The organism is Pseudomonas sp. H9 (assembly GCF_004353925.1).
Classification (GTDB): Bacteria; Pseudomonadota; Gammaproteobacteria; order Pseudomonadales; family Pseudomonadaceae; genus Aquipseudomonas.
This window is the reverse complement of the sequence record NZ_SMOK01000003.1, coordinates 206,545-230,195: the sequence shown is the minus strand read 5'-3', so window position 1 is coordinate 230,195 and position 23,651 is coordinate 206,545. Positions and strand designations below refer to the sequence as shown.

At 59.4% G+C, this 23,651-nt stretch carries 22 protein-coding genes; 3 read left to right on the top strand and 19 right to left on the bottom strand.

Annotation, left to right across the window (positions count from 1 at the left end; all coding sequences use genetic code 11):
• Positions 1-42: 42 nt before the first annotated feature.
• The 15 genes from nuoF to E1573_RS01885 form a co-directional block, all read right to left on the bottom strand.
• Positions 43-1,407: an NADH-quinone oxidoreductase subunit NuoF gene (gene nuoF / locus E1573_RS01955; RefSeq protein WP_133210113.1), complete on the bottom strand. Its 1,365-nt coding sequence runs from the start codon at positions 1,405-1,407 to the stop codon at positions 43-45.
• Entirely contained in the window at positions 1,404-1,901 is a 498-nt protein-coding gene (gene nuoE, locus E1573_RS01950) for an NADH-quinone oxidoreductase subunit NuoE (RefSeq protein ID WP_012313767.1), read from the bottom strand. The genes nuoF and nuoE overlap by 4 nt, the downstream gene beginning before the upstream one ends.
• Before the next feature lie 2 nt (positions 1,902-1,903).
• Entirely contained in the window at positions 1,904-3,685 is a 1,782-nt protein-coding gene (gene nuoC, locus E1573_RS01945; protein ID WP_128324643.1) for an NADH-quinone oxidoreductase subunit C/D, read from the bottom strand.
• Between the two features lie 78 nt (positions 3,686-3,763).
• Positions 3,764-4,441: an NADH-quinone oxidoreductase subunit B gene (locus E1573_RS01940; RefSeq protein ID WP_010220398.1), complete on the bottom strand. Its 678-nt coding sequence runs from the start codon at positions 4,439-4,441 to the stop codon at positions 3,764-3,766.
• 10 nt (positions 4,442-4,451) lie between these two features.
• Positions 4,452-4,865, bottom strand: a complete 414-nt coding sequence (locus tag E1573_RS01935; protein WP_010220397.1) for an NADH-quinone oxidoreductase subunit A — start codon at positions 4,863-4,865, stop codon at positions 4,452-4,454.
• Positions 4,866-5,222: 357 nt separating this feature from the next.
• Positions 5,223-5,885, bottom strand: coding sequence for a lysoplasmalogenase (locus E1573_RS01930; RefSeq protein ID WP_133210111.1), 663 nt, complete (start codon positions 5,883-5,885; stop codon positions 5,223-5,225).
• A 278-nt stretch (positions 5,886-6,163) separates the two neighbouring features.
• A complete protein-coding gene (aceA, locus tag E1573_RS01925) occupies positions 6,164-7,489 on the bottom strand; it encodes an isocitrate lyase (protein WP_133210109.1) in 1,326 nt (441 codons plus the stop codon).
• A 488-nt stretch (positions 7,490-7,977) separates the two neighbouring features.
• Entirely contained in the window at positions 7,978-8,712 is a 735-nt protein-coding gene (locus E1573_RS01920) for a secretin N-terminal domain-containing protein (RefSeq protein ID WP_256659460.1), read from the bottom strand.
• 124 nt (positions 8,713-8,836) lie between these two features.
• Positions 8,837-9,271, bottom strand: coding sequence for a GNAT family N-acetyltransferase (locus tag E1573_RS01915; protein ID WP_133210105.1), 435 nt, complete (start codon positions 9,269-9,271; stop codon positions 8,837-8,839).
• A complete protein-coding gene (locus E1573_RS01910; protein WP_133210103.1) occupies positions 9,264-10,430 on the bottom strand; it encodes a cupin domain-containing protein in 1,167 nt (388 codons plus the stop codon). Before E1573_RS01910 ends, E1573_RS01915 begins: the two co-directional genes overlap by 8 nt.
• Before the next feature lie 82 nt (positions 10,431-10,512).
• Entirely contained in the window at positions 10,513-11,883 is a 1,371-nt protein-coding gene (purB, locus tag E1573_RS01905; RefSeq protein WP_133210101.1) for an adenylosuccinate lyase, read from the bottom strand.
• A 156-nt stretch (positions 11,884-12,039) separates the two neighbouring features.
• On the bottom strand, positions 12,040-12,660 hold the full coding sequence (gene hflD, locus E1573_RS01900; RefSeq protein ID WP_133210099.1) for a high frequency lysogenization protein HflD: 621 nt from the start codon (positions 12,658-12,660) through the stop codon (positions 12,040-12,042).
• Complete coding sequence (gene mnmA / locus E1573_RS01895; protein WP_133210097.1) at positions 12,657-13,781, bottom strand: tRNA 2-thiouridine(34) synthase MnmA; 1,125 nt, start codon at positions 13,779-13,781, stop codon at positions 12,657-12,659. Before mnmA ends, hflD begins: the two co-directional genes overlap by 4 nt.
• A 70-nt stretch (positions 13,782-13,851) precedes the next feature.
• Positions 13,852-14,286, bottom strand: coding sequence for an NUDIX hydrolase (locus tag E1573_RS01890; RefSeq protein ID WP_133210095.1), 435 nt, complete (start codon positions 14,284-14,286; stop codon positions 13,852-13,854).
• Positions 14,287-14,455: 169 nt separating this feature from the next.
• Complete coding sequence (locus tag E1573_RS01885) at positions 14,456-16,681, bottom strand: NADP-dependent isocitrate dehydrogenase (RefSeq protein ID WP_133210093.1); 2,226 nt, start codon at positions 16,679-16,681, stop codon at positions 14,456-14,458.
• Between the two features lie 416 nt (positions 16,682-17,097).
• On the opposite strand from E1573_RS01885, the gene icd reads away from it, so the two are divergent.
• A complete protein-coding gene (gene icd, locus E1573_RS01880; RefSeq protein WP_133210091.1) occupies positions 17,098-18,354 on the top strand; it encodes an NADP-dependent isocitrate dehydrogenase in 1,257 nt (418 codons plus the stop codon).
• A 59-nt stretch (positions 18,355-18,413) separates the two neighbouring features.
• Here the strand turns inward: icd and cspD are convergent, their stop codons facing one another.
• Positions 18,414-18,668, bottom strand: coding sequence for a cold shock domain-containing protein CspD (gene cspD / locus E1573_RS01875; RefSeq protein WP_133210089.1), 255 nt, complete (start codon positions 18,666-18,668; stop codon positions 18,414-18,416).
• A gap of 225 nt (positions 18,669-18,893) precedes the next feature.
• Between cspD and clpS the strand changes: the two genes are divergently transcribed.
• Positions 18,894-19,256 (top strand): ATP-dependent Clp protease adapter ClpS, encoded by a 363-nt coding sequence (gene clpS / locus E1573_RS01870; protein WP_009400967.1) that lies wholly within the window; start codon positions 18,894-18,896, stop codon positions 19,254-19,256.
• Positions 19,257-19,286: 30 nt separating this feature from the next.
• On the top strand, positions 19,287-21,557 hold the full coding sequence (gene clpA, locus E1573_RS01865) for an ATP-dependent Clp protease ATP-binding subunit ClpA (RefSeq protein ID WP_133210087.1): 2,271 nt from the start codon (positions 19,287-19,289) through the stop codon (positions 21,555-21,557).
• A 123-nt stretch (positions 21,558-21,680) separates the two neighbouring features.
• On the opposite strand, the gene infA is transcribed toward clpA, so the two are convergent.
• The 3 genes from infA to aat all read right to left on the bottom strand — a co-directional run bounded on the left by infA (position 21,681) and on the right by aat (position 23,449).
• A complete protein-coding gene (infA, locus tag E1573_RS01860) occupies positions 21,681-21,899 on the bottom strand; it encodes a translation initiation factor IF-1 (RefSeq protein WP_002553999.1) in 219 nt (72 codons plus the stop codon).
• 104 nt (positions 21,900-22,003) lie between these two features.
• Positions 22,004-22,711, bottom strand: coding sequence for an arginyltransferase (locus tag E1573_RS01855; protein ID WP_133210085.1), 708 nt, complete (start codon positions 22,709-22,711; stop codon positions 22,004-22,006).
• 57 nt (positions 22,712-22,768) lie between these two features.
• Positions 22,769-23,449, bottom strand: coding sequence for a leucyl/phenylalanyl-tRNA--protein transferase (gene aat, locus E1573_RS01850; protein ID WP_133210083.1), 681 nt, complete (start codon positions 23,447-23,449; stop codon positions 22,769-22,771).
• Positions 23,450-23,651: the final 202 nt, after the last annotated feature.

Below are 23,651 nucleotides of genomic sequence, written 5' to 3'. Positions count from 1 at the left end.
TGTCGAGGCAGCGGGTGGCACGGACCACCCGCGTTTCATTTGTTATGCGCCGACCACAATCGGCTTGGCCAGGTTCGGGCGCAGGGCTTCGCTACCTGTAACAGGTGCGACGCCGGCCTCGAACTCCGGACGGAAATACTTGATGGCACTGCCCAGCGGCTCAACGGCGCCCGGTGCGTGGGCGCAGAAGGTGCGGCCAGGGCCGAGGAAGTTGACCAGGCCCAGCAGGGTCTCGATGTCTTCCGCCTTGCCTTGACCCTTTTCCAGGGCACGGAGCATTTTCACGCTCCAAGGCAGGCCGTCGCGGCATGGGGTGCACCAGCCGCAGGACTCGCGGGCGAAGAACTCTTCCATGTTGCGCAGCAGAGAGACCATGCTGATGCTGTCGTCGACCGCCATGGCCAGGCCGGTACCCATACGGGTGCCGACTTTGGCGATACCGCCGGCATACATCTGGGCGTCGAGGTGCTCAGGCAGCAGGAAACCGGTACCGGCGCCACCAGGCTGCCAGCACTTGAGTTTGAAACCGTCGCGCATGCCACCGGCGTAGTCTTCGAACAGCTCGCGGGCGGTGACGCCGAACGGCAGTTCCCACAGGCCCGGGTTCTTGACCTTGCCGGAGAAGCCCATCAGCTTGGTGCCATGGTCTTCGGAGCCTTCGCGGGCCAGCGACTTGTACCAGTCAACGCCGTTGCCAACGATGGCTGGCACGTTGCACAGGGTCTCGACGTTGTTCACGCAAGTCGGTTTGCCCCAGACGCCAACAGCAGCGGGGAAGGGCGGCTTGGAGCGCGGGTTGGCGCGGCGGCCTTCGAGGGAGTTGATCAGTGCGGTTTCTTCACCGCAGATGTAGCGTCCGGCTCCGGTGTGCACGAACAGCTCGAAATCAAAACCGCTGCCGAGGATGTTCTTGCCCAAAAGGCCTGCGGCCTTGGCTTCATCGATGGCACGGTTGAGGTTCTTCGCTGCGGTGGTGTATTCGCCACGCAGGAAGATGTAGCCGCGGTAGGCTTTCAGTGCGCGGGCACTGATCAGCATGCCTTCGACCAGCAGATGGGGCTGTTGCTCCATCAGCATACGGTCTTTCCAGGTGTTAGGTTCCATTTCGTCCGCGTTGCACAGCAGGTAGCGGATGTTCATGGATTCGTCTTTGGGCATCAGGCCCCATTTGACGCCGGTGGGGAAGCCCGCACCGCCACGACCCTTGAGGCCGGAATCTTTTACCGTCTGGACGATGTCGTCTTGCGACATCTGCGCCAGCGCCTTGCGGGCGGCACTGTAGCCGTCTTTGGCCTGGTATTCGTCCAGCCAGATCGGCTCGCCGTCGTCGCGCAGGCGCCAGGTCAGCGGGTGCGTTTCGGCCGCACGGGCAATGCGGTTGGCCGGGCCGAAGGAAGTGATGGTCATACGTAACCCTCCAGCAACTTGGAGACGCCAGCAGGCTGGACATCGCCAAAGGTGTCGTCGTCGATCATCAGCGCCGGGGCCTTGTCGCAGTTACCCAGGCAGCAGACTGGCAGCAGGGTGAAGCGGCCGTCGGCAGTGGTTTGACCCAGGCCGATACCCAGCTCGCTCTGGATCTGGCTGACCACCGACTCGTGGCCGCCGATGTAGCAGACCATGCTGTCGCAGACGCGGATGATGTGCCGGCCAACCGGCTGACGGAAGATCTGACTATAGAAGGTGGCAACGCCTTCGACGTCGCTGGCAGGAATGCCGAGCACTTCGCCGATCGCGTAGATGGCGCCGTCCGGCACCCAGCCGCGTTCCTTCTGAACGATCTTCAGGGCTTCGATGGACGCCGCGCGCGGGTCCTCGTAGTGATGCATTTCGTGCTCGATGGCCGAGCGCTCGGTTTCGCTCAGGGCGAAACGGTCGGTTTGGATAAGCGTGCTGTTCATGCTTAGCGGTCCACGTCAGCCATAACGAAGTCGATACTGCCCAGGTACGCAATGAGGTCCGCGACCATGCTGCCGCGGATCACCGAAGGGATCTGCTGCAGGTGCGGGTAGCTCGGGGTGCGAATCCGGGTGCGGTAGCTCATGGTGCCGCCGTCGCTCGTCAGGTAGTAACTGTTGATGCCCTTGGTCGCTTCAATCATCTGGAAGGATTCGTTGGCCGGCATGACCGGGCCCCACGACACTTGCAGGAAGTGAGTGATCAGGGTTTCGATGTGCTGCAGGGTGCGCTCTTTCGGCGGCGGCGTGGTCAGCGGGTGATCCGCTTTATACGGGCCTTCCGGCATGTTGCGCAGGCACTGGTCGATGATGCGGATACTCTGGCGCATCTCCTCGACACGGACCATGCAGCGATCGTAGGCATCGCCGTTGTGGGCCAGCGGCACTTCGAACTCGAAGTTCTCGTAGCCGGAGTAAGGGCGGGCTTTACGCAGGTCGAAGTCCAGGCCGGTGGAACGCAGGCCAGCACCGGTAACACCCCATTCCAGGGCTTCTTTGGTGTTGTACTGGGCAACGCCGATGGTACGACCTTTGAGAATACTGTTCTGCAGGGCCGCCTTGGTGTACTCGTCGAGGCGTTTTGGCAGCCATTCAACGAAGTCTTTTACCAGTTTGTCCCAGCCGCGCGGCAGGTCGTGGGCGACGCCGCCGATACGGTACCAGGCCGGGTGCAGACGGAAGCCGGTGATGGCCTCGATCACGGTGTAGGCACGCTGACGGTCGGTGAAGGTGAAGAACACCGGGGTCATGGCGCCGACGTCCTGGATGTAGGTACCCAGGAACAGCAGGTGGCTGGTAATCCGGAAGAACTCGGCCAGCATGATACGAATCACGTCGACCTTCTGCGGCACCTGGATGCCGGCCAGCTTCTCGACCGCGAGCACGTACGGCAGGTTGTTCATTACCCCGCCGAGGTAGTCGATACGGTCGGTGTAGGGAATGAAGCTGTGCCAGGACTGACGCTCGGCCATCTTCTCGGCACCACGGTGGTGGTAACCGATGTCCGGGACGCAGTCGACGATTTCTTCACCGTCCAGTTGCAGCACGATACGGAAGGCACCGTGCGCCGATGGGTGGTTCGGGCCCAGGTTGAGGAACATGTAGTCCTCGTTGGCACCGTGACGTTTCATGCCCCAGGCTTCAGGGTTGAAGCGCGCGGCTTCTTCTTCAAGCTGCTGCTTGGCCAGGGTCAGGCTGTACGGATCGAATTCGGTGGCGCGGGCAGGGTAGTCCTTGCGCAGCGGGTGACCTTCCCAGGTCGGTGGCATCATGATACGAGTCAAGTGCGGGTGGCCGGCAAAGTCGATGCCGAACATGTCCCAGACTTCACGCTCGTACCAGTTGGCGTTTGGCCAGATACCGGTGACGGTCGGCAGGTTCAGGTCGCCTTCGCTCAAGGCTACCTTGATCATCACGTCGCTGTTGCGCTCTACCGAAAGCAGGTGGTAGAAAACGCTGAAGTCGGCGCCCGGCAGGCCGCGGCGCTGAGTGCGCAGACGCTCGTCCACACCGTGCAGGTCGTAGAGCATGCTGTACGGCTTGGCGACGTTGCGCAGGAAGGTCAGCACGTCTTTGAGTTTGGCGCGGGTAACCCACAGCACCGGCATGCCGGTGCGGGTTTCCTGGGCGACGAACGCCTCGGGGCCAAATTTGTTGTTCAGTTCGACAACCACATCCTGGTCGTCAGCCTTGTAAGGCGGGATATAAATAGCGGTGTCCGCTGTCATGGTCTCGGTCGCTTTCGGTCAACGTAGAGAATGAAGCCAGGCTGCCTGTCGCGCATGCGCAGGCAACAGGTCGCTGGATCAGACTTCGTCGGGGCTGCGCAGGTTGGTGACCTGGATGCGCTGTTCACGGCGTTGCTCTTTCTGCGACGGCATCTCGGCACGGTAAATGCCTTGATCACCGACAACCCAGGAAAGAGGACGACGCTCCTGGCCAATCGACTCCTGCAACAGCATCAGGCCTTGCAGAAAAGCTTCAGGGCGAGGCGGGCAGCCGGGCACATAGACATCCACGGGGAGGAACTTGTCGACCCCCTGAACGACCGAGTAAATGTCGTACATGCCACCGGAGTTGGCGCACGAACCCATGGAGATGACCCACTTGGGCTCAAGCATCTGCTCGTACAGGCGCTGAATGATCGGCGCCATTTTGATGAAGCAGGTGCCAGCGATGACCATGAAGTCGGCCTGACGCGGTGATGCCCGGATGACTTCCGCACCGAAGCGGGCGATGTCGTGAGGCGCCGTGAAGGCCGTGGTCATTTCCACGTAGCAGCAGGAGAGGCCGAAGTTGTAGGGCCACAGGGAGTTCTTACGCCCCCAGTTGACCGCGCCACTGAGCACATCTTCAAGTTTGCCCATGAAGATGTTCTTGTGGACCTGGTCCTCTAGCAGCGAATCGGAGACGGTTTCCCGCTCTCCGATTGGATATTGCTCGTTGGGAGCATCCGGGTCGATTCTGGTGAGATTGTATTGCATTGCCAAAGCCTCATTGTTTCAGCTTCGCTTGCCGCTTACGACGACCTTCGGGAGCCCAATCAAGAGCACCGACGCGCCAAAGGTAGACAAGACCTGCCAACAGAATTGCTATGAAAACGAGAGCTTCGACGAATCCGGTCCAGCCGCTTTCGCGGACGGACACAGACCATGCAAAGAGAAAGAGGGCTTCGATATCGAAGATCACGAACAGCATCGCGACCAGATAGAATTTGGCCGACAGGCGCAAACGGGCGCCGCCGGTAGGCAACATGCCGGACTCAAAGGGTTCGTTCTTGCTCCGGCCCCAAGCCTTGCTACCGAGCAGGGCGGACAGACCGAGCATGAAGGCACAGAGGCCAACGACACCCAAAAGGAAAATGGCAAAGCCCCAGTTGTGGGCGATGAGTCCTGTCGAATCGGGCATGCTGAAAATCCTTATACAGAGACCAGTCTCTGCGGCTTGGAAAGTAGTAAAGCAGTGACGATATGTCGCAGCGGAATCTATCGTGCTGATTTTATGGGTAAACCCGGTGCAAGTAAAATTTCTGCAGCAAATTTATTCGTAGGATTAAGAACAAAAATCTTTCGTAACACGCTGCAGCCCGCATGGGACGGGCATTGTCCCGGGTTTTGTTAATTATGTTTCTTTCAAAGCGTAATGAAGTTGTAATTTCGTAATGATAATTAATATCATTTAAGGAAGTACAGATCACCCACTGATACGGTCAATTATAAAGTTGGCTGGCATAGGCAACACCTGCAAGTTTCCACGCCTTGTGTTTTAACTGAGTTTTTTCGGGTTTGCCGCGCTCTGGATCAAGGTTTGCGGAAATCGCCTGGTGTATACCGAGGCGGCGATTCCCCACTGTCCCAGCCAGTAGGCGAGGATGATCAGGTAGGGCACAGCCTGGAACTGACTGACGAAGCGATCGATGCCGATCAGGCTGTCAGAGAACACAAAGGCAATCGCGCCCAGCGCCGCCAGGCCGCCACAGGCCAGTGCGCGCCAGAGCATTGCACTGATGGCCAGGGCATACACCGTGACCGGGATCAGCATCTCGCCCAGGCCGTGGCTGATCAGCACGGTCAGAAATGCCCCGCCGACACTCGCCGAAATCAACAGTGCCCATGCCGCTGGTTGACGACTTTCGGTCAGGTAGCCGCGCAGGTAGGCCAGGTGGGCGCAGAGAAACGCAGCCAGGCCGAATACGAACAGGTCGCCAGGTACCGCCAGCAAGATGTCGCCCAGCAGCGAGAACCACAAGCCCACAGTAATCCAGCGCCGATAGCGGGAAGGCTCGGCGGCATTGAGCCAGACGATCAGGGCCAGTACCGGGATCGGTTTCACCGCCAGGCCGAGCAGGGCCTGTTGACTGGCCAGTGCATATAAATAGAGAGCTGCGCCAATCAGCGCCAGAGCGATAAGGGTGAGCGGGCGAGACATGGCCGATCCTTGGTGTTGTTGTGCGCCTAGGATAGCCATTGAGCATTTATAGGAAAGTGCCGAATCCGCCAGATCGCATGGCGGTCGGCGCAGAACCTACTTTGGAATGCGTTGCGGTGGGAGCGGGCTTGCCCCGCGATTGCGGTCTGTCAGGAGTGTCGTATCGCCGGGCAAGCCCGCTCCCACCGCAAGCCAGCCTATCGGAAAAACAAAACCCGGGGCCCCATCACAAGCCCCGGGTTTTGAGTGTTACCCGAATATCAGCTACTGATCAGTGATCAGTGGAACTGCTCTTCTTCGGTCGAGCCGGTCAGTGCGGTAACCGAAGACTTGCCACCCTGAATAACGGTGGTCATGTCGTCGAAGTAGCCGGTGCCGACTTCTTGCTGGTGCGCTACGAAGGTGTAGCCTTTCGATGCGTCAGCGAACTCTTGCTCTTGCAGTTTCACGTAGGCGGTCATGTCGTTGCGGGCGTAGTCGTGCGCCAGGTTGAACATGCCGTGCCACATGTTGTGGATACCGGCCAAGGTGATGAACTGGTGCTTGTAACCCATGGCCGACAGTTCGCGCTGGAACTTGGCGATGGTGGCATCGTCCAGGTTCTTCTTCCAGTTGAAGGAAGGCGAGCAGTTGTACGACAGGATCTGGTCTGGGTATTCCTTCTTGATCGCTTCGGCGAAACGACGGGCCTCGTCCAGGTCTGGCTTGGCAGTCTCACACCAGATCAGGTCGGCGTAAGGTGCGTAGGCCAGGCCGCGGGCAATGGCTTGATCCAGGCCGGCGCGAACTTTGTAGAAGCCTTCTGGGGTGCGGTCGCCGACCACGAATGGCTGGTCGTACGGGTCGCAGTCGCTGGTCAGCAGGTCAGCGGCGTTGGCGTCGGTACGGGCCAGGATGATGGTCGGTACACCGGCAACGTCAGCAGCCAGACGGGCGGCGGTCAGCTTTTGTACGGCTTCCTGGGTTGGAACCAGTACTTTACCGCCCATGTGGCCACATTTTTTCACCGAGGCCAGCTGGTCTTCGAAGTGAACGCCGGCGGCGCCTGCTTCGATCATGTTCTTCATCAGTTCGTAGGCGTTCAGTACGCCGCCGAAACCGGCTTCGGCGTCAGCCACGATTGGTGCGAAGTAGTCGACGTAGCCTTCGTCACCTGGGTTCTTGCCGGCTTTCCACTGGATCTGGTCGGCGCGACGGAACGAGTTGTTGATGCGCTTGACCACGGTCGGTACGGAGTCGACTGGGTACAGCGACTGGTCTGGGTACATGGACTCGGCCGAGTTGTTATCGGCAGCCACTTGCCAGCCGGACAGGTAGATGGCCTGGATGCCGGCCTTGACCTGTTGAACAGCCTGGCCGCCGGTCAGGGCGCCCATGCAGTTGACGAAATCTTTTTCAGGGCGGAAGGCTGGGTGTGCACCTTGGGTAACCAGTTTCCACAGCTTTTCAGCACCCATACGGGCCAGGGTGTGCTCAGGTTGGACCGAGCCACGCAGACGAACGACATCAGCGGCGGTGTAGGTACGGGTCACGCCTTTCCAGCGCGGGTTTTCGGCCCAGTCTTTTTCGAGGGCTGCAATTTGCTGTTCGCGTGTCAGTGCCATGGAAATAAACCTCGTCGCATCGGTCTTGGGTAAAAATTCTCGCTCACACTGCGCAGATCAGAAGCCTGGCGTCAGTCATGTTCAGCGAAGTTGCGACGGTCGAACGATGGGGCTCGAAGGGGGAAGTGAGCAGGCGTAGGCGAGGTGATCAATGCAGGGTGGCTCGTGGTTGCCGAACTACAGTGAACAGTACTGCCGGGTGCCTCTTGATGCGCTTCCGTCCCTCAGGACAACCTCGTTCCAGTCGCAATCTCGTCAAACTGCCTTGTGGGCTGTACAGACACGAGTCGGCTCAGGTGGGTAAGTTAGAGCGCGGCTCGAAGGCCCTTGTCAGGGCCTCTGATTAGCGGGAGCGGGGCCATCATGCCTTGGCCAAATGAGGTCGTCAAATGTTTTGTAGTGCTTTTTTCATTCCACTACATCTTTGGTCTAACAAGACTCATCAGTCAGTTCCGAGGCCTTTGGTCGAGGCCTTGATTTCTCTGGGTTCAGTCCAGTGCATCGACTTTTACCCGTAAAGTCATGTTTTCACCGCGTTGGGTGCTGTAGGTGAGGCTGGAAGCGCTGCGCTCGGACTGGCTCTGTTGGTTGATACCGGCCACCGTGATCCATTCCCCCAGCTTGCCACTGACGGTTGTGTCGGTACTTTGAACCTTCACTACATCGGGACGCTCCTGGCTCATCCGGTCATTGTTGGTGCTGATGCTCAGGTTGACGTTTTCACCGTTGACCTTTGCAGTCACGTAGAAGCCCTGGGTGACGTTGCGGTATTCGGTGTCGCTCTGGATGCGGCCATAGCCATCGGTGCTGGTGCTGGTGATCGGAATGCTCTGGCCGACCTGAATCAGTGCGGGGTTACCTTCGGTGGCCTGGACCTGTTGCAGGCCGCCTTCGCGGTTGGCTGTGCCGTAGTGGATGATGCGGGCGTTGCCGCGGTTGTCCTGGTAATTACTGTCGTTGTTATCGACGCTGATCATCAAGCGCCGCGGTGCTGTGTCCAGCTGTTGCAGTAGCGTGCGCAGGTCGTCGATGCGTTGTGGATCGGCGTTGACGATCAGTTTGTTTTCAAAGGCGCTGACGCTGCCTTCTTTGCCGAGGAAGGATTGTGCGGTGGGGAGTAATTCGGCGCTGGTACGGTGGTTCAGCGGCAGGACTTCAGTGGCGGCCAGCGAGCTCAGGCTGAACGACAGAAGCAGGGAGGTGAGCAGGGGGCGTAGCGGCATGTCCATGATCTCCGCGGGTGGAGTGGACATGATGGCAAATTTGTAGGGGTTTTGCTGGCTCTATCGCGGGGCAAGCCCGCTCCCACAAGCCTGTGTGGGAGCGGGCTTGCCCCGCGATTTTTGATCAAGCCAGTTCGCGCGACTCGCGAACCATGTCGACGTGCGGAATGCCCGCTTCGAGGAACTCTTCGCTGACGACCTTGAAGCCAAGGCGTTCATAGAACGGCGTAGCTTGCACTTGAGCGCTGAGCATCTGCTGTTTGAGGTCGCGGTTCTGCGCTTCGACGATAATCGCCTGCATCAGCGCATCACCGACTTTCAAGCCACGCCAGTCCTTGAGAACCGATACGCGGCCGATCTGGCCGTCGGCCAGCAGGCGAGCTGTGCCGATGGCGTAGTCGCCTTCCATTGCGAGGAAGTGTACGGCGCTGTCGTCGTCTGCGTCCCACTCAAGCTCAGGCGGTACGCATTGCTCGGCGATAAACACGGCTTCACGGATGCGGCGGATATCAGCGTTGTCTTTGTGCCAGTCGGCAAGGCGGACGCGAATCTTATTCATTGGCAAACCCCAGGCTTCCTTGTTTGACCAGTTCGCAGATCAATGTAAGGCCTTGATCGTTTTCAAGCCACTGCTCAAGGTTTTCAATGTGCAACGCGTCGGCGGCGCAGATCAGCTTCAGCAGCTCTCGCAGCTCGCCCGGCAGCAGACGGCTCTGGCCGCTGGCGAACAGCAGCAGGTTGTCGTCGACTTCCGACCAGGCCAGTCGCGCGCTTGGATTGCGAATCAGGATGGCGCCCTGGGCCAGGCTTTCGATCAGCTCGGCTTCGTCCAGCGGTTCGCCGCTGACCATTTCCGGGTAGCGCGGTTCGGTCATGAACTGGCCGAACCAGGTCAGCAGCAGGCGCTCGTCACCCATGTGCTCAGTCAGCAGGTTCTTCAGGCGGGCGAGTGCGTCGTGCTGGATTTGGTGTGGGTCGCTGACCGGCTGTGCGTCGGCGTCGCTGTAGCGCTCTTCGTCAGGCAGGAACTGGCTGAGGAAATCGGTGAAGTGGGTCAGCACTTCAGCGGCGCTCGGTGCGCGGAAACCAACCGAATAAGTCAGGCAGTTGTCTTCGGCGATGCCGAAATGGGCCAGGCGTGGTGGCAGGTAGAGCATGTCGCCCGGTTCCAGGGTCCACTCATCGCTTTGCTCGAAGTCGGCGAGGATGCGCAGGTCGGCATGCTCCAGCAGTGGGCTGTCGCTGTCACACATCTGGCCGATCTTCCAGTTGCGCTTGCCTTCGCCTTGCAGCAGGAACACGTCGTAATTGTCGAAATGTGGGCCAACGCTGCCACCTGGGGCGGCGAAGCTGATCATCACGTCGTCGATGCGCCAGCTTGGCAGGAAGCGGAAGTGCTCCAGCAGCTCGTTGACCTCTGGTACGAACTGGTCCACTGCTTGTACCAGCAAGGTCCAGTCACGCTCGGGCAGGGTGCTGAAGGTGTCTTCTTCGAAGGGGCCGCGACGCAGCTCCCAGGGGCGCTCACCGTGCTCGATGATCAGGCGCGATTCAACTTCTTCTTCCAAGGCCAGGCCGGCCAGTTCGTCGGCATCGATCGGGCTTTCGAAGTCGGCAAAGGCCTGGCGTACCAGCAGAGGTTTTTTCTGCCAGTAGTCGCGCATGAATTCGCGGGCAGTGAGGCCGCCCAGCAGCTGCAGTGGAGTATCAGGATTCATGTGTAACCTATTGAAAAAAAGTAAATTTCTTTCGGCAATAAAAACGCCCGGCTGAGCCGGGCGTTTACGCGCAAGGCGCAGATCAGATGCGTTTGGCTTGAGCGACAGCGTTACCGATGTAAGAGGCTGGGGTCAGCTTCTTCAGTTCTTCACGGGCTTCAGCCGGCATGTCCAGGCCATCGATGAAGGTCAGCAGTGCTTCAGGGCTGATGCCTTTGCCACGGGTCAGCTCTTTGAGCTTCTCGTAGGGGTTCTCGATGTTGTAGCGGCGCATGACGGTCTGGATCGGCTCAGCCAGAACTTCCCAGCAGGCGTCCAGGTCTTCGGCGATGCGGGCTTCGTTGATTTCCAGCTTGCTGATGCCTTTGAGGCTGGCTTCGTAAGCGATCACGCTGTGAGCGAAACCAACACCCAGGTTACGCAGCACGGTGGAGTCGGTCAGGTCGCGCTGCCAGCGCGAGATCGGCAGCTTGCTGGCCAGGTGCTGGAACAGCGCGTTGGCGATACCCAGGTTGCCTTCGGAGTTTTCGAAGTCGATCGGGTTGACCTTGTGCGGCATGGTCGAGGAGCCGATTTCGCCAGCGATGGTGCGTTGCTTGAAGTAGCCCAGGGAGATGTAGCCCCAGACATCGCGGTCGAAGTCGATCAGGATGGTGTTGAAGCGGGCAATGGCGTCGAACAGCTCGGCAATGTAGTCGTGCGGCTCGATCTGCGTGGTGTACGGGTTGAACACCAGGCCCAGCTCGTCTTCGATGAAGGCGCGGGCGTTGGCTTCCCAGTCGATCTGCGGGTAGGCCGACAGGTGGGCGTTGTAGTTGCCGACGGCACCGTTGATTTTGCCCAGCAGCGGCACAGCGGCGACCTGAGCGATCTGGCGCTCCAGGCGGTAGACGACGTTGGCCAGCTCTTTACCCAGGGTGGTTGGCGAAGCCGGTTGACCGTGGGTGCGCGACAGCATCGGCACGTCGGCGAAGCGGTGGGCCAGTTCACGGATGGCCTGGGCGATCTGGCGCATCAGAGGCAGCAGCACTTCGTCACGGCCAGCGCGCAACATCAGGGCGTGCGACAGGTTGTTGATGTCTTCACTGGTGCAGGCGAAGTGGATGAACTCGCTGACCTTGGCCAGTTCCGGCAGTTTGGCCGCCTGCTCTTTGAGCAGGTACTCGATTGCCTTGACGTCGTGGTTGGTGGTGCGCTCGATTTCTTTTACACGCTCGGCGTGCTCGAGGGCGAACTCATCGGCCAGGCCGTTGAGCAGGGCGTTGGCTTCAGCGGAGAACGCTGGAACCTCGGCGATTTGCGGGTGGGCGGCCAGGCGCTGCAACCAGCGAACCTCAACCAGGGCGCGGAAACGGATCAGGCCGTATTCGCTGAAAATAGGGCGCAGGGCCTGGGTTTTGCCGGCGTAACGGCCGTCAACAGGGGAAACCGCAGTGAGCGAGGAAAGCTGCATGGGGTGTTCTCGGACAGTCAGGCTTTTGAGAGGGCGCATATCATACATGAAAAATGCGCCTGAGTCGGGTGGCTGACCAATGGTCTGCCGGTAATTTTTCATCGCGGGGCAAGCCCGCTCCCACTGTGGGAGCGGGCTTGCCCCGCGATAGGGCTATTAACCACGCAACATCGGGTACAACTCTTTAAGCAGTTTGCGCCGGCTGATCACCAGCTGCCAGCGGTGCCCGCCCAGTTGTCGCCACAGGCGTGCGGCACGAATGCCGGCGAGCAGCAGTGCGCGGATTTTGGAGGCGTTGCTCGGTTGCTGCAGGTGGCGCATGTCGCCGTGCACCTGGATGCGCTGGCGCAGGGTGCTCAGGGTGTCCTGGTACAGGGCGCCGCTGGAGGCGATGACGTTTTCGTGCACCAGGCCAAAATGCTCGGCCTGGGACTGGATCTGGGGCAGGCGGTTGCCGATCATGTCGAGCATGTCGCCACGTTTGGCCAGTTGCCGCTCCAGGCCCAGCATCGACAGGGCATAGCGCAACGGTTCGCGCTGCAGGCTGCCCGGGTCGCGCTCCAGGGCGCTGGCCAGGGCGCGGTAGCCGTCGCGTAGGTTCAGGTCGTCGCCACCAAAGACCTCGAGGGTATTTTGTGGGTCGCGCACCAGCAGGCTGCCAAGCATGCAGCCCAGGTTCGCTTCGCTGGCCTGGCCGGTACGGGCAATGCGGTCAACCAGGACGGCGGCCTGAAACACCCCGCCCAAGGCAATCAATTGCTCCTGAATCGAGCTCATTGGCGTGCGCTCCACGGCTCGGCCGTTTCGATCACGCCGCCACCCAGGCAAATTTCCCCGTCATAGAACACCACCGACTGGCCGGGTGTCACCGCCCGTTGTGGTTCGTCGAAGACTGCGCGGTAGCCGTTTTCAGTGCGCTCCAGGGTGCAGCTCTGGTCGCTCTGGCGGTAGCGGACTTTGGCGGTCAGTTGGCGCGGGCTGGACAGGTCGATCGGGTTGACCCAGAAAATCTCCGAAGCCAGCAGCGCGCGGGAGAACAGCCATGGGTGCTCGTTGCCCTGGCCGACCACCAGCACGTTACGGCTGAGGTCTTTTTCCAGCACGTACCACGGCTCGTCACCGGCATCCTTGAGGCCGCCAATGCCCAGGCCCTGGCGCTGGCCGATGGTGTGGTACATCAGGCCGTGATGGCGGCCGATGACTTCACCGTCGGTGGTCTGAATCTCGCCTGGCTGGGCAGGCAGGTATTGCTTGAGGAAGTCGCTGAAGCGGCGTTCGCCAATGAAGCAAATACCGGTGGAGTCTTTCTTTTTGGCGGTGGCCAGGCCGTGCTTTTCGGCGATGGCGCGCACTTCGGGTTTTTCCAGCTCGCCGACCGGGAACAGGGTGCGGGCGATTTCCTTGCCGCCGACGGCATGCAGGAAATAGCTTTGGTCTTTGTTCGGGTCCAGGCCCTTGAGCAGCTCGGTGCGGCCGTCGGTGTCGCGGCGGCGCACGTAGTGGCCGGTGGCGATCAGGTCGGCGCCGAGCATCAGGGCGTAGTCGAGGAACGCCTTGAACTTGATTTCACGGTTGCACAGGATGTCGGGGTTCGGCGTGCGTCCGGCCTTGTATTCGGCCAGGAAGTGCTCGAACACGTTGTCCCAGTATTCGGCGGCGAAGTTGGCCGTGTGCAGCTTGATGCCAATGCGGTCGCAGACCGCTTGTGCGTCGGCGAGGTCTTCGCGGGCGGTGCAGTATTCGGTGCCGTCATCCTCTTCCCAGTTCTTCATGAACAGGCCTTCCACCTGGTAGCCCTGCTCCATCAGCAGGAGGGCGGAGACGGAAGAGTCCACGCCGCCGGACATACCGACGATAACGCGTGTCTTTTCGGGTTCGTAAAGTGCTGGACTGGTCATAGGTACCGGCTGTGTATCTGGAAAAAGACATCAATTCTATCAGGCTGTGGCCGTCAAGGCATCGTTGCTGTCAGTTGCGAATCAGCGCCAGGCTGTGCAACGGGCCGGCCAGGTAGTCGTCGATGCAGCGTGGTACCAGTTCGCTGCGCCAGCGTTGCGGGTCACTGAGCAGTTCTTCGCGGCTCAGCCACACGGCGCGGACGATATCGCTGTCCAGTGCTCGCTCGGCATGGTGCTTGAGCGGGCGTGCGGCAAAGCAGATGCGCTGGTAGGTCACGCCGTTGCTGGGGGCGGTGTAAAGGTAAATGCCGACCACGCCGGTCAGTTCGACCTCCCAGGCAGTTTCTTCGAGGGTTTCGCGGCGGGCGGCGTCCAGCAGGCTTTCGTTGGCTTCCAGATGGCCGGCGGGTTGGTTGAAGACGTGCTTGCCGGCCTTGAATTCCTCGACCATGAGGAAGCGGCCTTGGTCTTCGACGATGGTGGCGACAGTGATGTGGGGTCGCACGGTCGATTCTCTCCCTAAGTTGTAAGTTTAAAGCTGCAAGCCACAAGTAAAAGCCGAGCGTGTAATGCTCTGGCTTGCAGCTTGCAGCTTGCAGCTTGCAGCTTGCAGCTTGCAGCCTAAAGCTAAAAAACCCCGGTGCGTGGCCGGGGTTTTTTGTTTGCTTCAGGCCTTACAGTGCGGCAATCGCGCTGTTAAGGGTCTGGCTTGGGCGCATCACTTTGCTGGTCAGCTCGACATCCGGGTAGTAGTAACCACCGATTTCAGCCGGCTTGCCTTGAACGGCGTTGAGCTCGGCGACGATGGTCGCTTCGTTCTCGCTCAGGGCTTTGGCCAGTGGGGCGAAGCGTGCCTGCAGGGCAGCGTCGTCGTTCTGTGCAGCCAGGGCCTGGGCCCAGTACAGGGTCAGGTAGAAGTGGCTGCCACGGTTGTCGATACCGCCGACCTTGCGCGCAGGGGACTTGTTGGTGTCCAGGAACTGGCCGGTGGCCTGATCCAGGGTCGCCGCCAGTACCTTGGCTTTCGGGTTGGCATAGGCAGTGCCCAGGTGCTCCAGGGAAGCGGCCAGGGCCAGGAACTCGCCCAGGGAATCCCAGCGCAGGAAGTTCTCTTCGACCAGTTGCTGTACGTGCTTCGGTGCCGAACCGCCAGCGCCGGTTTCGAACAGGCCGCCGTTGTTCATCAGCGGAACGATCGACAGCATCTTGGCGCTGGTGCCCAGCTCCATGATCGGGAACAGGTCGGTCAGGTAGTCGCGCAGTACGTTACCGGTGACCGAGATGGTGTCCTGGCCTGCGCGGATGCGCTGCAGGGAAACCTTCATGGCCTCGACAGGCGACAGGACGCGGATGTCCAGGCCGGTGGTGTCGTGGTCTTTCAGGTACTGCTGGACTTTTTCGATCAGCACGCCGTCGTGAGCGCGTTGTGGGTCGAGCCAGAATACTGCCGGGGTGTTGCTGGCGCGGGCACGGTTCACAGCCAGTTTGACCCAGTCCTGGATCGGTGCGTCTTTGGTCTGGCACATGCGGAAGATGTCGCCTGCTTCGACGTCCTGGGACAGCAGCAGGTTGCCTTTGCCGTCCACTACACGGATCACGCCGTCGACTTTGGCCTGGAAGGTTTTGTCGTGCGAGCCGTACTCTTCAGCTTTCTGCGCCATCAGGCCAACGTTTGGCACGCTGCCCATGGTGGTCGGATCGAAGGCGCCGTGTTGCTTGCAGTCTTCGATAACGACCTGGTAGATGGTGGCGTAGCAACGATCCGGGATAACAGCCTTGGTGTCTTGCAGCTGGCCTTCGGTGTTCCACATCTTGCCCGAGTCACGGATCATCGCTGGCATCGAAGCGTCGACGATAACGTCGCTCGGTACGTGCAGGTTGGTGATGCCCTTGTCGGAGTTGACCATGGCCAGCGCCGGACGCACGTCGTAGACGGCTTTGACGTCGGCTTCGATCTGCGCTTGCTGTTCAGCAGGCAGCGATTTGATGCGGGCGTACAGGTCGCCGATACCGTTGTTCAGGTTGAAGCCGATTTGCTCCAGTACCTCAGCGTGCTTGGCCAGCGCGTCCTTGTAGTACTCGGCAACAATCTGGCCGAACATGATCGGGTCGGAGACTTTCATCATGGTGGCTTTCAGGTGTACCGACAGCAGTACGCCGTTGGCCTTGGCGTCTTCGATCTCGGCGGCGATGAACGCGCGCAGCGCCTTGGTGCTCATCACGGCGCAGTCGATGATCTCGCCGGCCTTGACCGCAGTTTTTTCTTTCAGAACGGTGGTGTTGCCGTTCTTGTCCAGCAGTTCGATGCGCAGGCTGTCGTCAGCTTCGATCAGTGCGGCTTTCTCGCTGCCGTAGAAGTCGCCGTTGCTCATGTGAGCGACGTGGGACTTGGAGTCAGCAGCCCAGGCGCCCATTTTGTGCGGGTGCTTGCGAGCGTAGTTTTTGACCGACAGCGGTGCACGGCGGTCGGAGTTACCTTCACGCAGCACAGGGTTTACAGCGCTGCCCTTGATGCGGTCGTAGCGCGCCTTGGCTTCTTTCTCGGCGTCGGTAGCGGCAGCTTCAGGGTAATCAGGAACGTTGAAGCCCTTGGCTTGCAGTTCCTTGATCGCGGCCTTCAGTTGTGGAACCGAGGCGCTGATGTTCGGCAATTTGATGATGTTGGCTTCTGGCGTGGTTGCCAGTTGGCCCAGTTCTGCCAGGTGGTCGGCCACTTGCTTGTCGGCGCCGAGCTGTTCAGGGAAGGCAGAAAGGATGCGGCCGGCCAGAGAGATGTCCCGGGTTTCTACGGCGATGTCGGCGCAAGCGGTAAAGGCTTCGACGATGGGGAGCAGTGAATAGGTGGCGAGGGCAGGGGCTTCGTCGGTGAAGGTGTAGATGATCTTGGATCGGGTGGGCATATTCGGGTTAACTCTCTGTTTTGCTGAGCGTGCGCAGAATCTCGAAGGTGCGCAGGGTAGGCGCTTCGCTCAGACACATCTATGAGCAGAAGGTCGAGGATTCTGTGCGGTGATGGTGGATTGCATCAGTCGAGTGTCAAACGGCTGAACTGCGGTAACAGCCCAGTCTTGTCGGGGCCTGCAGGTCTCGTTCCAGACGGTTCGCCCCAAGTGACCCTTTGGTCACCGGCGGAGTATACCAAACCCTTGGTCGTATTGATCAAGATCAACACGTCGAAGCGTGTTTTTTAGACCAAAGATGTAGATGATCCTGCCCCATTACAGGGCATTCGCCTGCATGGTTCCCGTTGCCGTGCAACTGGGTTACGCTCTGGGGATCCAGATGACGTACCACACCAAAAAAAACGGAGTGCAGCATGGGATACCAGAAAATCAAGGTTCCGGCAGTCGGCGACAAAATCACCGTCAACGCGGACCATTCTCTCAATGTTCCTGATAATCCGATCATCCCGTTCATCGAAGGCGACGGCATTGGCGTAGACGTCAGTCCCGTCATGATCAAAGTGGTCGATGCTGCTGTAGAAAAAGCCTATGGGGGCAAGCGCAAGATTTCCTGGATGGAAGTCTACGCCGGTGAAAAAGCCACCCAGGTGTACGACCAGGATACCTGGCTGCCACAGGAAACCCTGGATGCAGTCAAAGATTACGTCGTCTCGATCAAAGGCCCACTGACCACGCCAGTGGGTGGTGGTATCCGCTCGCTCAACGTTGCCCTGCGCCAGCAGTTGGACCTGTATGTCTGCCTGCGTCCTGTGGTGTGGTTCCAGGGTGTGCCCAGCCCGGTGAAAAAACCGGGTGACGTCGACATGGTGATTTTCCGCGAAAACTCCGAAGACATTTACGCCGGTATCGAGTGGAAGGCCGGTTCTCCGGAAGCCGCCAAGGTCATCAAGTTCCTGAAAGAGGAAATGGGTGTAACCAAGATCCGTTTTGATCAGGATTGCGGTATCGGCATCAAGCCTGTTTCGAAAGAAGGTACTCAGCGCCTGGTGCGCAAAGCCTTGCAGTACGTGGTGGACAATGATCGCAAGTCGCTGACCATCGTGCACAAGGGCAACATCATGAAGTTCACCGAAGGTGCCTTCAAAGACTGGGGCTACGAAGTGGCCAAGAACGAATTCGGCGCTGAGCTGCTTGATGGCGGCCCGTGGATGAAGTTCAAAAACCCGAAAACCGGTCGCGAAGTCATCGTCAAGGATGCCATCGCCGACGCCATGCTCCAGCAGATCCTGCTGCGTCCGGCTGAATACGACGTGATCGCCACCCTCAACCTCAATGGTGACTACCTCTCCGATGCTCTGGCGGCGGAAGTGGGTGGTATTGGTATTGCGCCAGGTGCCAACCTGTCGGATACCGTGGCCATGTTCGAAGCGACCCACGGTACTGCGCCGAAGTACGCCGGCAAAGACCAGGTCAACCCAGGCTCAGTGATTCTCTCGGCAGAAATGATGCTGCGCCATCTGGGCTGGACCGAGGCGGCAGACCTGATCATCAAGGGCACCAACGGCGCGATCGCCGCCAAGACCGTAACCTACGACTTCGAGCGTCTGATGGATGGCGCCACCCTGGTCGGCAGTTCCGGTTTCGGCGAGGCGCTGATCAAACACATGTAAGCCGCACAAAAAAAACCGGCCAACCCTTGCGGGCTGGCCGGTTTTTTTTGCCTTGAAGGTCAGGCTCGAACAGTTTCAGCAGTGGTGCTTGGGGTGGTGGTAGATTGAGCGATTGTAGGGACGATTGCGATGGCGTGTAGGCCTTTCGGGCCCTGGATAATGTCAAAGCTGACGGCTTGACCGGCTTTCAGGGTTTTATAGCCGTCCATCTGGATGGCTGAGAAGTGAGCGAACAAATCCTCGTCTTTCCCGTCTTCAATGATGAATCCATAGCCCTTGACATTGTTGAACCACTTGACTTTACCGCTTGCCATCCTCATATCCCTCTGCAAAGGACTCCATCACTGGAGTATCATCCACTCCATCCGCATATGAACCTGCGAAAATTCTGGTTGACTGCGCGGATCTTTATCCAACACGGTGGGTTCTTATTGGTTGTAACACCGTTTTGCCGATAGTCAAGGTGAGGTGTCGGCTGTTCTGCGTCGCCTGTGCAGTCAATCCATAATCCAACCTGTCGAAATGATGAAATTCTTTCCATGCATGCACATAGCCAGATTCGACTAACATTCAATCAGGATCGCCCGCAATCGCATGAGGACGATGGTTCTGGCCTGGCGGTACAGGAGGCCAAGCCGGCCCTGCAGGCGCCACCAATGTATAAGGTGGTTTTGTTTAACGATGACTACACACCGATGGATTTCGTCGTCGAAGTGCTCGAGGTGTTTTTTAACCTGAATCGCGAGCTGGCGACCAAGGTCATGCTAGCCGTCCATACCGAAGGACGGGCAGTATGCGGATTGTTTACCCGTGACATTGCCGAGACCAAGGCCATGCAGGTCAACCAATACGCAAGGGAAAGCCAGCATCCGCTACTCTGTGAAATCGAGAAGGACGGTTAATCGCCGACCACTTGGGTATGAGGTGAAGCTATGTTAAACCGCGAGCTCGAAGTCACCCTCAATCTGGCCTTCAAGGAGGCGCGCTCGAAACGTCATGAGTTCATGACCGTCGAGCACCTGCTGCTGGCGCTATTGGATAATGAGGCCGCCGCGACCGTTTTGCGCGCCTGCGGCGCGAACCTCGACAAACTCAAACACGACCTGCAGGAGTTCATTGACTCCACCACGCCGTTGATCCCCGTGCATGACGAGGACCGTGAAACCCAGCCAACCCTGGGCTTCCAGCGTGTATTGCAGCGCGCAGTCTTCCATGTCCAGAGCTCGGGCAAACGCGAAGTCACTGGCGCCAATGTACTGGTAGCGATTTTCAGCGAACAGGAAAGCCAGGCGGTGTTTCTGCTCAAGCAGCAGAGCGTGGCACGCATCGATGTGGTCAACTACATCGCCCACGGTATCTCCAAGGTGCCGGGCCATGGTGAGCACTCCGAAGGCGAGCAGGACATGCAGGACGAAGATGGAGGCGAAACCTCCTCGTCTGGCAATCCGCTGGACGCCTATGCCAGCAACCTCAACGAGCAGGCCCGTCAAGGGCGTATCGACCCGCTGGTGGGGCGTGAGCTCGAAGTTGAGCGCGTAGCGCAGATTCTCGCGCGTCGGCGCAAAAACAATCCGCTGCTGGTCGGTGAGGCCGGTGTCGGCAAAACCGCCATTGCCGAGGGGCTGGCCAAGCGTATCGTCGATGGGCAAGTCCCCGATCTGCTGGCGCAGAGCGTGGTCTACTCCCTGGACCTGGGGGCACTGCTGGCCGGTACTAAATACCGGGGTGATTTCGAGAAGCGCTTCAAGGCGCTGCTCAATGAACTACGCAAACGCCCGCAGGCAATCCTGTTCATCGATGAGATTCATACCATCATCGGTGCCGGTGCGGCGTCCGGTGGCGTGATGGATGCCTCCAACCTGCTCAAGCCGCTGCTGTCGTCGGGTGAAATCCGTTGCATCGGCTCGACGACCTTCCAGGAATTTCGCGGCATTTTCGAGAAGGATCGTGCCTTGGCGCGGCGCTTCCAGAAGGTGGATGTCAGCGAGCCATCGGTGGAAGACACCGTGGGGATCCTGCGCGGGCTCAAGGGCCGTTTCGAGTCGCATCACAATATCGAATACAGTGATGAGGCCCTGCGTGCCGCTGCCGAGCTGGCGGCGCGTTACATCAACGACCGCCACATGCCGGACAAGGCCATCGATGTGATCGACGAAGCTGGTGCCTATCAGCGCCTCCAGCCGGTGGAGATGCGCGTCAAGCGTATCGATGTTGCGCAAGTTGAAGACATCGTCGCGAAAATTGCGCGGATTCCGCCAAAGCACGTCACCAGTTCCGACAAGGAGCTGTTGCGTAACCTTGAGCGTGATCTGAAGCTGACGGTGTTCGGTCAGGATGCCGCCATCGACTCGCTGGCGACAGCCATCAAGCTATCGCGTGCTGGCCTGAAATCGCCTGACAAGCCCGTCGGTTCATTCCTGTTCGCCGGGCCTACCGGTGTCGGTAAAACCGAAGCGGCCCGCCAGTTGGCCAAGGCCCTGGGGGTCGAGTTGGTGCGCTTCGACATGTCTGAGTACATGGAGCGTCACACCGTGTCGCGTTTGATCGGTGCACCTCCAGGTTATGTCGGTTTCGACCAGGGAGGTTTGCTCACTGAGGCCATCACCAAGCAACCGCATTGCGTATTGCTGCTCGACGAGATTGAGAAGGCCCACCCGGAAGTCTTCAACCTGCTGCTGCAGGTTATGGATCACGGTACCCTGACCGACAACAACGGGCGCAAGGCGGATTTCCGCAACGTCATTGTCATTATGACCACCAACGCCGGTGCTGAAACCGCTGCGCGAGCCTCGATCGGCTTTACCCAGCAAGATCACTCTTCCGATGCCATGGAAGTGATCAAGAAGAGCTTCACGCCGGAGTTCCGTAACCGTCTGGACACCATCATCCAGTTTGGTCGCCTCAGCCACGAGACGATCAAGAGCGTGGTGGACAAGTTCCTCATCGAGCTGCAGGCACAGCTGGAAGACAAGCGCGTACTGCTGGAAGTCAGCGATGCGGCGCGCAGTTGGCTGGCAGCCGGTGGCTACGATGCTCAGATGGGCGCACGGCCAATGGCACGGCTGATCCAGGACAAGATCAAGCGGCCACTGGCTGAAGAGATCTTGTTTGGTGAGCTGGCCGAGCACGGTGGCGTGGTGCACATCGACATTCGTGATGGCGAGCTGGTGTTCGACTTCGAGACGACGGCTGAGATGGCGTAATAGCCTTCGCGGGGCAAGCCCGCTCCCACAGTGGTCACTCTGTGGGAGCGGGCTTGCCCCGCGATACTTTTCAAGGCTAAACAAAAACGCCCGGCAAATGCCGGGCGTTTTTGTTGGTGCAGCTTAGCGAGCGCGGTAGGTGATGCGCCCTTTGCTCAGGTCATAAGGCGTCAGTTCGACGCGGACCTTGTCACCGGTCAGAATACGAATGTAGTTCTTGCGCATTTTGCCAGAGATATGCGCGGTAACGACGTGCCCGTTTTCCAACTCCACACGGAACATGGTGTTGGGCAGGGTGTCGACGACAGTGCCTTCCATTTCGAAGCTGTCTTCTTTCGACATGCAGTAAAGCCCTCGGTATCCAGTTAATGGCCCGGTGCACAACTGCGCCAGGCAAAAAAAGTGGCGTGCATTGTGCCCGAAAAATGGCCTTCAAGCCAAGGATTTCAGTTCAACGTTACCCAGCGTTGATTGATCAGCAGCTCGATGGGGCGATACTGAGTCTTGTAATTCATCTTTTTGCAGTTCTTGATCCAGTAACCGAGATACACCGCATCCAGGCCCAGGTGGAGGGTTTCGGCAATCTGCCAGAGAATGGCATAGCGCCCCAGGCTGCGTCGCTCTTCATCGGGGTCGTAGAAGGTGTACACCGCTGAAAGACCATTGGGCAGCAAGTCGGTGACGGCGACAGCAAGCAGGCGGCCGCCCAGGCGGAACTCGTAGAAGCGTGAGAACGGCAGGTCGCGGACCAGGAAGGTGGAGAACTGGTCGCGGCTGGGTGGGTACATATCGCCGTCAGCGTGGCGTTGTTCGATGTAGCGCCGATAAAGCTCGAAGTATTCTTCCTTGAACGCCGGGCGCGCGGCGCTGACGCTCAAATCGGCGTTGCGCTTGATGATGCGTTTTTGCTGGCGATTGGGCAGGAAGCGACCAGCCGGGATTCGCGCCGGTACGCAAGCGTTGCAGTTCTGGCAGTGCGGGCGGTACAGGTGGTCGCCGCTGCGCCGGAAGCCCATTTCCGACAGGTCTGCGTAGACTTTCACGTCCATTGGCTGGCTCGGATCGAGGAACAGCGTGGTGGCTTGCTCGTCTGGCAGGTAGCTGCAGGAATGGGGCTGAGTGGCATAGAACTTCAACCGCGCCAACTCTGTCATGATCAACCCCTCGGGAGGTGCTTTAGATTTAAGTGTAAGCCAGCTGGGAAAACTCGCCTAACAAACCCAGGTGGCGCTGTTGGGTTGGTCCAAGTAGCGTTGCAAGTATTCGGCAAACGTTGCCCGGGCAATGGCGCGGGCGCCCAGGCTGTGCAGGTGGTCGGTCGGCATTTGGCAGTCGATCAGCACGAAGCCGGCTTGCTGCAAGTGCTCGACCAGGTGCACGAAGCCAACTTTGGAGGCGTTGTCGGCGCGGCTGAACATCGACTCGCCGAAAAACAGCCGGCCCATGGCCAGGCCGTACAGGCCGCCGACCAGTTCACCGTTCCGGCGCACTTCAACGGAGTGGGCAAAACCTTGTTGATGCAGTGTGAGATAGGCCTTCTGCATGCTGTCGGTGATCCAGGTGCCGTCGGCGTAGTCGCGCGGCGCGGCGCAGGCTTTGATCACTGCGGCAAAGTCCTGGTCGAAGCTCACCTGGTAGTGGCCCTGGCGGATGAATTTGCGCAGCGAGCGTGAAACGTGCAGCTCGTCGGGGAACAGCACAGTACGCGGATCGGGCGACCACCACAGGATCGGTTGGCCATCCTGATACCAGGGGAAGCAGCCGTGGCGGTAAGCCTGTACCAGCCGCTCGGCGCTGAGGTCGCCACCGGCAGCCAACAAGCCGTTGGGGTCGCGCAGGGCTTTTTCCAGTGGCGGGAAGGTCAGGGAGTCACGGTTCAGCCAGGTCAGCATTGTGGTCTACGTGCAGGGGAGGGTAGGGCAGCATTGCCTGAAAGGGCATCGCGGGGCAAGCCCGCTCCTACAGGTTCGGTGGGAGCGGGCCTGCCCCGCGATGCTGTTAAAGCAACTTGCACGGCCCTTTGTTGTCACACCTGAGTAAAAACACCGCATAAGCCTTTGTCACAAAAGAAAATGCGTGCTCAAATTGCGATAT